The organism is Streptomyces sp. NPDC058239, from assembly GCF_042882185.1.
Taxonomy (GTDB): Bacteria; Actinomycetota; Actinomycetes; order Streptomycetales; family Streptomycetaceae; genus Streptomyces.
Map to the genome: position 1 here is coordinate 1 of NZ_JBHVWS010000050.1, position 12,315 is coordinate 12,315.

At 71.6% G+C, this 12,315-nt stretch carries 10 protein-coding genes; 5 read left to right on the forward strand and 5 right to left on the reverse strand.

The window, feature by feature from the left end; all coding sequences use genetic code 11:
• Window positions 1-89: 89 nt before the first annotated feature.
• Window positions 90-1,097: a sensor histidine kinase gene (locus tag ACFVYE_RS36530; RefSeq protein WP_389608325.1), complete on the forward strand. Its 1,008-nt coding sequence runs from the start codon at window positions 90-92 to the stop codon at window positions 1,095-1,097.
• A gap of 25 nt (window positions 1,098-1,122) precedes the next feature.
• Here ACFVYE_RS36530 and ACFVYE_RS36535 read toward each other — a convergent pair whose 3' ends face one another.
• Complete coding sequence (locus ACFVYE_RS36535; RefSeq protein ID WP_383979581.1) at window positions 1,123-1,878, reverse strand: SIS domain-containing protein; 756 nt, start codon at window positions 1,876-1,878, stop codon at window positions 1,123-1,125.
• Window positions 1,879-2,088: 210 nt separating this feature from the next.
• Here ACFVYE_RS36535 and ACFVYE_RS36540 point away from each other — a divergent pair, with 210 nt between their 5' ends.
• Window positions 2,089-2,781: a metal-dependent transcriptional regulator gene (locus ACFVYE_RS36540; RefSeq protein WP_093899867.1), complete on the forward strand. Its 693-nt coding sequence runs from the start codon at window positions 2,089-2,091 to the stop codon at window positions 2,779-2,781.
• 643 nt (window positions 2,782-3,424) lie between these two features.
• Window positions 3,425-4,318, forward strand: a complete 894-nt coding sequence (locus tag ACFVYE_RS36545) for an alpha/beta fold hydrolase (protein ID WP_383962783.1) — start codon at window positions 3,425-3,427, stop codon at window positions 4,316-4,318.
• Between the two features lie 27 nt (window positions 4,319-4,345).
• On the opposite strand, the gene ACFVYE_RS36550 is transcribed toward ACFVYE_RS36545, so the two are convergent.
• The 3 genes from ACFVYE_RS36550 to ACFVYE_RS36560 are packed head-to-tail and all read right to left on the reverse strand — an operon-like array spanning window position 4,346 to window position 7,544.
• On the reverse strand, window positions 4,346-5,998 hold the full coding sequence (locus ACFVYE_RS36550) for a transporter (RefSeq protein ID WP_383962780.1): 1,653 nt from the start codon (window positions 5,996-5,998) through the stop codon (window positions 4,346-4,348).
• Complete coding sequence (locus ACFVYE_RS36555) at window positions 5,995-6,834, reverse strand: ABC transporter ATP-binding protein (protein ID WP_383962777.1); 840 nt, start codon at window positions 6,832-6,834, stop codon at window positions 5,995-5,997. Before ACFVYE_RS36555 ends, ACFVYE_RS36550 begins: the two co-directional genes overlap by 4 nt.
• 53 nt (window positions 6,835-6,887) lie before the next feature.
• Window positions 6,888-7,544, reverse strand: coding sequence for a bifunctional DNA primase/polymerase (locus ACFVYE_RS36560; protein WP_389608326.1), 657 nt, complete (start codon window positions 7,542-7,544; stop codon window positions 6,888-6,890).
• Between the two features lie 331 nt (window positions 7,545-7,875).
• Here ACFVYE_RS36560 and ACFVYE_RS36565 point away from each other — a divergent pair, with 331 nt between their 5' ends.
• Together ACFVYE_RS36565 and ACFVYE_RS36570 are read left to right on the forward strand one after the other, a co-directional pair.
• Window positions 7,876-9,258 carry a transcriptional regulator gene (locus tag ACFVYE_RS36565; RefSeq protein WP_383962771.1) on the forward strand — a complete coding sequence of 461 codons (1,383 nt, stop codon included), beginning with the start codon at window positions 7,876-7,878 and terminating at the stop codon, window positions 9,256-9,258.
• Between the two features lie 172 nt (window positions 9,259-9,430).
• Window positions 9,431-10,873: a hypothetical protein gene (locus tag ACFVYE_RS36570; protein WP_389608327.1), complete on the forward strand. Its 1,443-nt coding sequence runs from the start codon at window positions 9,431-9,433 to the stop codon at window positions 10,871-10,873.
• Between the two features lie 69 nt (window positions 10,874-10,942).
• Here the strand turns inward: ACFVYE_RS36570 and ACFVYE_RS36575 are convergent, their stop codons facing one another.
• A complete protein-coding gene (locus tag ACFVYE_RS36575; protein WP_383962765.1) occupies window positions 10,943-12,223 on the reverse strand; it encodes an ABC transporter substrate-binding protein in 1,281 nt (426 codons plus the stop codon).
• Between the last annotated feature and the right edge of the window lie 92 nt (window positions 12,224-12,315).

A 12,315-nucleotide genomic window follows, 5' to 3' on the forward strand; every position in this document is an offset into this window, starting at 1 on the left:
GCGCACGCCGGCCCCCCCCCTGATTGGAAGTCTCGGGGGGGCGGAGGTGTGTACACGCCGGGGCCACCGCCTCCGCCGTCCGGTCGGGCATGGCCACCGCGCCCGCGCTGCCGTCGTCGGACTGGGCGCAGACCGTGGTCATGCAACCCGGGCAGTACGCGGTGGCGCAGAGGGTCAGTACCGCCGCCGGGGACGCCGCGCTCAACCAGCTGCTGACGGTCTCCGGGGTCTCCCTCGCCGTCTACTCGGCGCTCTCCGTCGCGCTCGCCTGGTGGATGGCGGGCCGGGTGCTGCGGCCGGTCGGCGTCATCACCGCCCGCGCCCGCCGGCTCTCCGGCAGCAACCTGCACGAACGCCTCGCGCTGAAGGCCCCGCCCGGCGAGCTCAAGGAACTGGCCGACACCTTCGACGGGATGCTCGACCGGATCGAGGAGCTGGTCGCCGCCCGGCAGCGGTTCGCCGCCAACGCCGCCCACGAGCTGCGCACCCCGCTCGCCGTGCAGCGGGCCGCAGCCGAGATCGGCCTCGCCGACGACCCGTCGCCCGAGAAGGTCGCCTGGATCCGGTACAAGCTCATCGACACCGCCGCCGACAGCGAGCAGCTCATCGAGGGGCTGCTGCTCCTCGCGGTCTCCGACGAGGGCCTGCGGCGGCGCGAACGGGTCGACCTGGACGCGACCGCGGCCACGGTGACCGAGGCACTGGCGGCGGAGGCGAAGGAACGGTCCATCACCGTCGAGGCGGAGGCCCGGCCGGTGTCGGTCGAGGGCGACCCGGTCCTGCTGGACCACCTCGTGCGCAACCTGTTCGCCAACGCGCTGCGCCACAACCACCCCGGCGGGACAGTAAGGGTCCGGGTGGGGCCGGACGGTCTGGAAGTCGCCAACACCGGGCCGGTGGTGGACCCGGCGACGGTGCCGCTGCTGTTCGAGCCGTTCCGCCGGGCGCAGGCCCGCCGTCACGCTCCCGGTGAGGGGGCCGGTCTGGGGCTCTCCATCGTGGCGTCGATCGCGAGGGCGCACGGCGGCGAGGCGAGTGCGACGGCGAACCCGGGCGGCGGACTGACGGTCCGGGTCGTGTTGCCGACGTGCCCGTAGCGGGGCGGCCGGCGGCCCGGCGCGATCAGTGGCGGTAGAAGATCCGGTCCCGGTACTCCGCCATGATGCGCCCGTTCCACTCGTGACCGCCGTCGACGTTTCCCGACCGCAGCATCGGCGGTTCGACCCCCCGCTCCACGAGCTGCTCCACCGCGGCCGCCATCATCGCCTGCATCACCGCACTGGTGACGACCGTCGACGCGGGTGCGAACGGCGCCTCGACCCCCTCGGCGGTCAGCTCCGCGTCGCCGATGGAGATCTTGCTGTCGAGCACGATGTCGCAGTGGTCCCGCAGGAAGCCGCCCGAGCTGTGCCGGGACCGGGTGCCGTCCGCGTACGCCACCGAAGTGACGCCGATGACCTTCAGGCCGAGCGCCCGCGCATTCATCGCCATCTCCACCGGAAGCGAGTTGCGCCCGGAGAGCGAGATGATCACGAGGACGTCGCCCGCCTTTGCGGGACTGGAGTCGAGCACCGCGCCCGCAAGCCCGTCGACCCGCTCCAGTGCCGAGCCGAGGGTCGCCGGCATGACGTCGACGCCGACGCTCCCGGGCACGGCCAGCAGGTTCATCAGGGCGAGCCCGCCCGCTCGGTAGACGACGTCCTGCGCGGCGAGCGAGGAGTGTCCGGCGCCGAAGGCGAAGAGCCTGCCGCCCGCGGCGACGGTGTCGGCGATCGCGGCACCGGCGGCCGCGATGTTGCCGGACTCCTCGTCGCGTACGCGCTCCAGCAGGCCGATCGCTGCATCGAAGAACTGACCGGCCAGCTTGCTGTCGCTCATCGAGGAGGCCCTTTCCAGCGGGGAGAATTGTCCGTGGGGTGTCCGTGCCGCGGATCACGTTGCGGTCTGGACCAGTGGCCTGTCAATACCGCCCACTCCGCTCCGCTGTACAGCGTTCGGTCGGCACGGCACGGTTGTCGGCGGTATGCGTCAGAATTGGGTCAGGGCCAGCGCACGACGTTTTTCATGTCACAGCATCGAGGGGCACGAATGTCCGGACTGATCGACACCACGGAGATGTATCTCCGCACCATCCTCGAACTCGAAGAGGAAGGCGTGGTCCCCATGCGCGCCCGGATCGCGGAACGGCTGGACCAGAGCGGTCCGACGGTCAGCCAGACGGTGGCGCGCATGGAGCGCGACGGCCTGGTGCAGGTCGCGGGCGACCGCCACCTGGAACTGACCGACGAGGGGCGCCGCCTCGCGACCCGCGTCATGCGCAAGCACCGGCTCGCCGAGTGCCTGCTCGTCGACGTGATCGGCCTGGAGTGGGAGCAGGTCCACGCCGAGGCATGCCGCTGGGAGCATGTGATGAGCGAGGCCGTGGAGCGGCGGGTGCTGGAACTGCTGCGCCACCCGACGGAGTCCCCGTACGGGAATCCGATCCCGGGCCTGGAGGAGCTGGGCGAGAAGGCCGAGGCCGACCCGTTCCTCGACGAGGGCATGGTGAGCCTGTCGGAGCTCGACCCGGGCGCCGAGGGCAAGACGGTGGTCGTGCGCCGGATCGGTGAGCCGATCCAGACGGACGCCCAGCTGATGTACACGCTGCGGCGGGCGGGTGTTCAGCCCGGTTCCGTGGTCAGCGTGACCCAGTCGCCCGGCGGGGTGCTGGTCGGCAGCAGTGGCGAGGCGGCGGAGCTGGACGCCGAGATCGCCTCGCATGTTTTCGTGGCCAAGCGCTGACGGGCGCCGCGACGGGCACCGCTGACGGGCGCCGCCGACAGGGCGCTGAAGCGTAACGTCCGCATTCCGTTTTTCCGCCCGGAATTGCAGCGCCCGGGCGGATCACGTGCCAGGCTGTGGCTGAGGCATACCTGAGAGTGTCGGCCACCTGGTCACGCGGTCGGGGAGGGAGCAGGCGCATGCGCCCGTCGTACTGGCATGTCCGGCATGTCTGGCACGCCCACCGGAAGGTCGCTGCCGCGGCCCCGGCCGCCCACGATCCGCGCCCGGCCGCCCGCGGTACCCGTGCCGCCGCCCGCGAAGGCGTTTCGGCGTCGGCCGCTCCCCGAACGACCGCTCCCCGAACGGCAGAGGGCCCCGGCGCCTTGCGGCGCCGGGGCCTGCCCTCCCCTGTTTCGACCTGGAGCCCCGAGCTCTCAAGGTCGATCCCCACGGGCCCTCATCCCCGAGTGGCCCGCCTCCTGGAGAAGATCTCCCCTCCGGGGCCGCCGTCAATCCTTGGAGCCGGTCACTCGAACGAGGGGTGTTGGATGCCGGAACCCGGTTTTCGAATAAAGGTTCGATAGTCTGGCGTGACGCGACCACACGGTGATCGAGCAGTGATCAAGCGGTGATCGAGGACCAGAAGGAGGTGCCAGAACATATGGTGCGGCGCATCGATGTGACCGGGACCGGCGGCGTACGCCTCGCAGCCTGGGAGTTCGCCGACCCGCCCAAAGGGCGCACGGAGGGCGAACGCGCCCCCGGGGTCTTATTGCTCCACGGGTTGATGGGCCGGGCCTCCCACTGGGCCTCCACCACCCGCTGGCTCGCCGAGCGGCACCGTGCCGTCGGCCTCGACCAGCGAGGGCACGGCCGCAGCGAGAAGCCGGCCGAAGGCCCGTACACCCGTGATGCGTATGTCGCCGACGCCGAGGCGGCGATCGAACAGCTCGGCCTCGCCCCCGTCACCCTTGTCGGGCATTCGATGGGAGCGCTCACCGCCTGGCAGCTCGCCGCGAAGCGCCCCGATCTCGTCCGGGCCCTGGTCATCTGCGACATGCGGGCCTCCGCGCTCGGGGCGGCCTCGCAGCGGGAGTGGGAGGACTGGTTCAAGTCCTGGCCGGTGCCGTTCGCGACGCTCTCCGACGTACGGAAGTGGTTCGGCGAGGACGACCCCTGGGTGGAGCGGCCCAACCCCGCCCGCGGCGAATTCTTCGCCGAGGTGATGGCCGAGCGGGCCGACGGCTGGCGCCCCGTCTTCTCACGTCGCCAGATGCTCCAGTCCCGCGCGACGTGGGTGTTCGACGCGCACTGGGAGGAGCTGGCACAGGTCCGGTGCCCGACCCTGGTGCTCCGCGGCCTCGACGGCGAGCTGGGCCGGGCGGAGGCCCAGGAGATGGTCCGCGTACTGCCACGCGGGCAGTACGCGGAGGTGGCCGACGCCGGCCATCTCGTCCACTACGACCAGCCGGAGGGCTGGCGAGCGGCGGTCGAACCCTTCCTGGAGCAGTTCGCCGAGGACCCCCAGGACGACCGCGAGCCCGTCTCCCCGTAGGAGAGACAGGCCCTGCGGAGGAAGCTCTCAGCCCTTGCTGACCGCCGCCAGGATCTCCGGGAGCCGGTTCGCCGTTCGGGGAGCGGCGAGCCGTAGCCCCGCCCAGGAGATCAGCGCCCCGTACACGGCCCCCGCGGGCAGCAGCAGCCACAGCCACTGCTCCATGTCGGCGACATGCAGCCAGATCGTCACCGCGATCACGGGTGCGCAGAGCAGCGCCGCCGAGATCATGCCGCCGAAGATCGAGATCCAGGCGAGCCCGGCCTGCCCCGGTGCCACGTTCTTGAACGCCCCGTCCTGCGGGATCGAGTACGGGAAGTTCGCCGACGCCACCGCACCCGTCGCCAGCATCGCGCCCAGCATGGCGAACGACAGCCCCATGACCCCCGGCAGAGCGTCCCAGTCGTCGAGCACCGCCGCCGTCACCACTGTCACCAGAATCGTGTACGGCAGTGTGATCAGCAGCAACGCCAGCGCCCGCGCCCGCAGTTCGAGGTACGCGTCCCGGGTGGAGGAGATGGTCAGCGCCACCATCCAGAACGCGGAGGTGTCCTGCCCGAACTGGTTGTACATCTGCATGCCGAGCATCCCGGCGGCGAAACAGGCGAAGTAGAGAGAGCCGGTGCCCTGCAACGCGTTGAGCATCGGCACGATCAGCCCGATCGCCAGCGCCGTGACCCAGGCGGCCTTGGTCTTCGGGTCGCGTGCGACGTACCGCAGACTGCGCTCCATCACCGGGCCCGTACGCCCCTGGGGCAGCAGTGCGGAGAGCCTGGAGCCGACCTTGCCGGCCTTCTCGCGGCTCGGCTCGGCGGCCGCCAGGGTCGAACCGTCCGGGGCCGTCATCAGCTTCACCAGGCTCCGCTGCCACAGCCACAACAGCGCGAACAGCGCCGCCACGGACAGCAGCAGTTGTACGGCGGCCTGCCCGTACGAGCCGTGCGACGCCGAGTCCACCGCCCCGATCGCCGAGGCGGGCGGCAGCCAGCGCACCACGTCCGCGGCCGGATCGAGGGCGGAAAGCCCGCCCGCCCGGCCGAGCCGTTGCGCACCGAAGTTGACGACCTGGAAGCCCACCGCGATCACGAGCCCGCTGAGCACCGCCAGATCGCGGCCCTTGCGTGATGTCAGCAGCCGGGTGTTGGCCGTGGCCACGGCTCGCGTCAGCGCGACGCACACCAGCAGTGTGAGCGGTGCGGCCACCACGGCGAACACCGCACCGGCCACCCCCTGCGCCACCGCGAACACCGAACCGGCCGCCAGACAGAGCGTGAACAGCGGACCGATGCCGACCAGTGACGCCATCAGCAGCGCGGCGATCAGCGGGCGCGGCCGCAACGGCAGCATCACCAGACGGCTCGGGTCGAGGGTTTCGTCACCGCTGGGGAAGAACAGCGGCATCACGGTCCAGCCGACCGCCAGCACCCCGGCCAGCAGGACGACGAGGGAGTCGGCATGGGCGTTTCCGCGCAGCGCGATCAGCGCGATCAGTTGGCCCGCGGCGATCAGCAGGGTGAGGACGACGGAGGTGATGTACGCGGCCCGTCGGCCGGCCGACTGCCGCAGCCCGTTGCGCAGCAGGGTCAGCTTGAGCCGTACGAAGACGGGGACGAGCCCCTCGCCGCCGCTCGTGCCGTCCCGGCCGGGGGCGGCTCCCACGGGGGCGTCGAGCACGCTCATCGGTCGCCGCCCAGCCAGTCCAGGGACTCGCCGGTGGTCCGGGAGCCCGCGCCGACGAGTTCCAGGAAGGCGTCCTGCAGCGAGGACGCCTCGCCGCGCACCTGGGCCAGGGTGCCCTGGGCCCGGATCGTGCCGGCGGCCATGACGGCCACCCAGTCGCAGAGGGACTCCACGAGCTCCATCACATGGCTGGAGAAGACGACGGTTGCCCCCGAGCGGGTGTACCGCTCCAGAACCTCGCGGATGGTCTGTGCCGACACCGGGTCGACGCCCTCGAACGGCTCGTCCAGGAAGAGCACTTCGGGGTTGTGCAGCAGCGCGGCGGCGAGCCCGATCTTCTTCCGCATGCCGGTCGAGTAGTCGACGACCAGCTTGTGCTGGGAGCCCGCCAGATCGAGTACATCGAGCAGCTGGGTGGCCCGTTTGTCGACCTCGGCGCCCGGCAGCCCGCGCAATCTTCCGGTGTACGCGAGGAGTTCGCGTCCCGAGAGGCGTTCGAAGAGCCGCAGCCCCTCCGGGAGCACACCGATCCTGGACTTCACCTCGACCGGGTCGCGCCACACGTCATGGCCGCCGACCTCGATCAGTCCCTGGTCGGGGCGGAGCAGTCCGGTGACCATCGACAGAGTGGTGGTCTTGCCCGCTCCGTTGGGCCCCACCAGACCGATGAACTTGCCTGCGGGCAGCTCCAGATCGATTCCGGCGACCGCGGTCTGCTCGCCGAACCGCTTCCACAGCCCCTGTACGCGAACGGCGGGCGGCGCCGTCGGCGCTCCGCCCGCCTCTCCCGCTTCCCCCGCCCGCACTGTTCTGTCGGTCTCTGTCCGGTCCTGCATGATGTAAGCCTTTCGCTGTCCCCGTGTATGGGGACAGCCTACGAAAGGGCGCCTCAGGAAAGGCGTGCTCGTGCGTCGGCTGCTTCCCTTGCGCAGGCGTAGGCGAGCGGGCTGATGAGCTCCTCCGCGTCCGGCAACCACCGGTTGACGGACGCGGGACGGCGGGCCCACTGCACCGCCCCGCGTCCGCCGACCCGGGTCGGCGGTGCCGTCACGTAGTGGCCGTCGCCGCGGCCGACGAGGTCGATCGCCGCTGCTCGCCAGTCCAACTTCCCTACCAGGGCGTCTACTCCGGTCGTCGTGCCCGGCAGGACGAAGAAGAGCATCCGCCGGTCGGGGGTGCGGGTGACGGGCCCGAGCGGCACGCCCATCCGCTCCATCCGGGCCAGGGCGAGGAAGCCGGCGGACTCCGGTACGTCGATCGCGTCGAAGGTGCGACCGGTGGGCAACAGGATCGACGCCCCGGGGTGCTTGGACCACATCCGGTGGGCCGCGGCACCGCTCCCGGTCGCCCGGCCCGCCCAGCCGGGTCCGGCGGGGTGCGCGCCGGGGGAGGCGCAGCCGGCGTCACCGCACGAGCACCGCTCGGCTCCTCCGGCCGCCTCCAGCCAGGTGCCGGGGCACACGGCCCAGTGCCGCTCCTCCGCGTACCGCACCGCGGCGTCGAGCAGTTGCTCGCCCCGCTGTCGGAGGATCTTCGTGACTTCCATGACTCCGATGGGCTCTTCGACTCCGATGGGCTCTTCCACGAACAGCACAACTACCGTCACCACATGGGGTTACGGGCGTGGCGGGCGTGGTCACGGCTCATCGATCCGGCACGCGGGGCGCATGGATGCATGGGTGGGGGCGCGCGTGAGGCGGTGCCCGATCGGGCGGGTAGCCGTTTAGGGGTAACTCCGGAACGGTCGGCCTCTGTCATATGCCGTCATGAATGGCAAGGAACACGACGTACGTGATGAACACGATGAATGTGCGCATTTTCCGTGTATTTGCCGGGCAGTGATCCGCTCATCGATCACTGCGGCCTCAGGGGGAAACATGGCAGCCAGGCCTCTCGTCGCCCGCCAGCCGAACGAACGGCTCCAGGCGCTCATTCAGGAAGCCGGATGCTCCAACGCCGGCCTCGCCCGCCGCGTCAACATGGTCGGCGCGGAACGCGGGCTCGATCTGCGTTACGACAAGACCTCCGTGGCCCGTTGGCTGCGTGGACAGCAACCACGCGGCAGGGCACCGGGAATCATCGCCGAGGCGCTCGGCCGCAAGCTCGGCCGTACGGTCACGATCGACGAGATCGGCATGGCCAACGGCAAGAATCTGGCGTCCGGCGTCGGCCTGCAGTTCGCCCCGACCGTGATCGGGGCGATCGAGCAGGTCTGTGAGCTGTGGCGCAGCGATGTCGGCCGCCGCGACTTCCTGTCCGGTTCGACGATCGCGTCGTCGGCGCTGGTCGAGCCCAGCCGCGACTGGCTGATCACCGGCGCCGACCCGCAGGTGGCCCGGGCCGCCGGGGCCCGCGTCGGGATGTCGGACGTGGAGGCGGTACGGGCGATGACGGCCGCGCTCGTCGACCTCGACCACCGGTTCGGCAGCGGACATGTGCGGCCGGTCCTGGTGCACTACCTGAACAGCGTGGTCTCCGGGCTGCTCTCGGGGGCGTACCGCGAATCGGTCGGGCGGCAGCTCTTCGCGGCGGTCTCGCGGCTCACCGAACTCGCCGGGTACATGGCGGTCGACACGGGCCAGCCGGGGCTCGCCCAGCGCTACTACATCCAGGCGCTGCGCCTGGCTCAGGCGGCGGGCGACCGGGCGTACGGGGGTTACGTACTGGCCGCGTCGATGAGCCATCTCGCCGCGCAGCTCGGCAATCCGCGGGAGATCGCCCAGCTGGCTCGGGCGGCACAGGAGGGCGCGCGCGGGCGTGTCACACCGAGGGCGGAGGCGATGTTCTACGCGGCGGAGGCGCGCGGACACGCCCTGCTCGGCGACGCCCGCACCTGCCAGGCGGTGACGGGCCGGGCGCTGACGGCCATGGAGAATGCCGAAGCGGGCACCGGGGACGACCCCGACTGGATCGCCCACTTCGACCACGCCTATCTCGCCGACGAGCTGGCGCACTGCCACCGCGACCTCGGGCAGGCGGAGGCGGCCGCGCTCCGGGCGAAGGAATCCCTGGACGGCCACCCGGAGTCCCGGACCCGCCGCCGCGGCATCGGCCTGGTGCTCCTCGCCACGGCCCAGGTCCAGCTGCGCGAGGTGGAGCAGGCCTGCCACACGGGCACCCGGGCGATGGAGCTGCTGGGGTCGGTCCGCTCCAGCCGGGGAGCGGAGTATCTGGACGATCTGCAGCAGCGACTGATGCCCTATGGGGACGAGCCGGCGGTACGGGAGTTCGGGGCGCGGCTGGAGCTCCAGGCGGCGTGAGCAGGGCTCGACCGGCGGAGTGTGACCGGCCGCCCCTTAACTGCGTCTTAAGGGCGCTGGGTGTTACAGCGCCTGTGAAGGGGTGGTGAGTGACATCACGCGCTTGGCGAAGGGCGGCAACCACCCGATAGCGTGAGCCGACGATTCCGTAGGTTGACACGTAGGAGTCCCGGTGACGCAGAGCGGACAGGGTGACGAGCAGCAGCTCCCTGCTGTACGGCCCGCGCACGAAGGTGTCGTGCTGCCCGCGGGTGGCGGCGAGCCCTGGATACCGGGGGGGCCCGCGGATCAGGGCACCCCGGCGGGCGGCCAGCCGTGGGGGCAGCCCTGGGGGCCGCAGGCGGCGCACCAGGACGCCTCGTCGCAGCCACAGGCAGATGCTCAGGGGCACGGGGCGTACGGGCAGGGACAGTACGGGCAGGCACAGTACGGTCAGGGGCAGCCGGCGCAGGCGTACGGACAGCCGCAGCCGCAGCCGCAGGCCCAGCCGCTGCCTCCCGTGCAGCCCCAGCAGCCGTACGCGCAGCCGTTGCCGCCCGAGGCCGTGCCCGGCATGGGCATGAACGGGGACGCGGCTGCCACGCAGTACATCGCGCCGGTGTCCGCCGGACCCGCGCCGGGCGGGCTGCCGCCGGAGAGCCCGGCGGAGGCCACCCAGTTCCTCGGCCACGGAGCGCCGCAGCCGCAGGCGTACCAGCAGCCCCAGGCGCCTGCGCACGGCGGTGACGCCGAAGCGACCCAGTTCATCCCGCCGGTTCCCGGTGGCGCCCCGTACGGCATCAGGCCCGGGACCCCCGGCGACCGGCAGCCTCCCGCCGAGTTCGACAACCTGTTCCGCAACGACGGTCCCGCGGGCGCGACCCAGCAGATGCCCCGGTTCGACCCCGCGCAGCAGCACCAGGGCGCCCATCAGCCCCCGCAGGCCCCGCAGCCCCAGTACCAGCCCGTGGACGAGGATCCGCAGGGGCGGACCGGGCAGCCCAAGAAGCGGGCGCACGTCACACTCATCGCTGCGGTCGTCGTCGGCTGCGCCGTCATCGGCCTCGGCGCGGGCGCGTTGATGAGCGGCGGCGACGACAAGGGCGCGGACAACAAGCAGCCGGTGGCCGCCGCCGGTTCATCCGCCGGCGAGCCGTCCACACAGGCCGCGGCCGACCCGGCGAAGCCGCAGGCCGAGGCGCTGGACAAGTTGCTGGCGGACAGCAACAACAGCCGTGCCGCGGTCGTCGGGGCCGTCGAGAAGACCAAGAGCTGCACCGACCTGGACCAGGCCGTGACCGATCTGAAGGGCGCTGCCCAGCAGCGCCGTGACCTGGTGACCCGGCTCCAGGGGCTGACCGTCGACAAGCTGCCGGGCCACGAGCGGCTGACCACCTCCCTCACCAAGGCCTGGCAGGCGTCCGCCGCCGCCGACGAGCACTACGCCGCGTGGGCGGGCCAGGCCAAGGACGGCAAGAAGGTCTGCAAGCACGGCAAGGCCCGTACGACCTCCGCGACGCAGCAGGCCACCGCGAAGAGCGTCGAGGCGAGCAAGGCGAAGCAGGAGGCGTCGGGGCTGTGGAACTCGATCGCGTCGAAGTACGGGCTGACCCGGCGGGCGGCGACCGAGCTCTGACCCGGGGCTCGGTATCAGGCCCCTCCGGTGATTGAGGAGCGGGGGTCCGGGGGCCCGGCCCCCGGTACCTCACCCCTTCGCGCTCGCATCCGACAGAGTCTTCGTCACGTCCACGAACCCCTTCTTGTCCGCGACGAGCCGCCCGTCACGCACCACCTGAAACGTCACCCTGGTGTTTACGACGCGCGGATACGCGGACGAGCCGAGCATGTCCTTGAAGCGCCAGCGCAGCACCGGCGTGAGGCCGCCGGTGTCGACGGGGGTGCCGCGGTTGAGGGCGGAGGTGAGCTTCCAGGCGGTGATCTGCGGGGCGTCGATCGCCTTCACGAGTTCGTTCAGCGCGGTGTACGCGATCCAGGTGGTCTGGACGCCCGTGTCGTCCGGGTCGATCCGGTTGTCGCCGAAGGCGTGCTTACGGATCACCTCCCGCATCCGGTCCCAGCGGGCGTCGCCCGACTCCGGGTACCAGCCGGTGATGTACGCCCCCTCGAACGGGCTGTTCCGGCCGCCGGTGCTGTTGATCAGCGGCTGCCCGACACTGCCGAGGACGGACGAGATCCCCACGCTCCCGTCCGACGGTTCGAGCCGGCGGAAGGAGTCGAAGAACGTCTCCGTACCCTCCCCGAGCACGCTCGTCACACAGCCGCCGCTCGTCCCCGCAGCCTGGAGCGCCCGCCCGGCGGCCTCGTCGTACGAAGTGGCCGACTCCGCCGCCCGGATGTCGGCGGGCTCGGGCCGACGGGCCTCGGTGAGTCCGGTCCTGAGGAGCCAGGCCTGGCCGTCGCCGGCCAGGGTGTCGGGCCGTACCACGGACACCCGCTCGCAACTGCGGGCGAGCTGCTGGGCGTTGCCCGCGAGCAGCGCCGGCTGGCCGCCGTTGACGGGGTAGGAGACGTAACTGCTGAACTCCTCGTCGGAGGCCCCGTACCCGCCGATGTAGGGGATTTGGGCGGTCTCCAGCGGCGCCATGAACGAGGACCCGTGCCGGCTGTACGAGCCGACGACCGCCACCGCCTTCTCCTTGACGGCCAGCCGGGCGCAGTTTGCCGCGCCGATCGAGGTGTCCTGCTCGTCGCAGGTGACGACGCGCAGCTTGTGTCCGTCGAGCCCGCCGCTGTTGTTGACCCAGCGGGCGTACGTGCGCGCCATGGCGGTCATGCCCGCCATGTTCACCGTGTCCGGTTCCGTGGCGCCGCCCGGGGCCCACGTCACGACGGTGAGGGGCTCCCTGGAGTCCCCCGAGGCCCCAGGGAGCACACCGCAACCGGTGACCAGCAACGCCCCGACCGCCGCCGTACTTGTGAGGAGCTTGTAGGGGCGGGGGGAGGAGAGGCGTCGCCGTCCGGTCATGGGCCTGAACATTTCCGGCTGTGGGGTAACGCCGCTGTGTGCTCCGCACAACGCTCGGTGACATCCAGGTGAATTCCGGGGGCCTGTGCGGG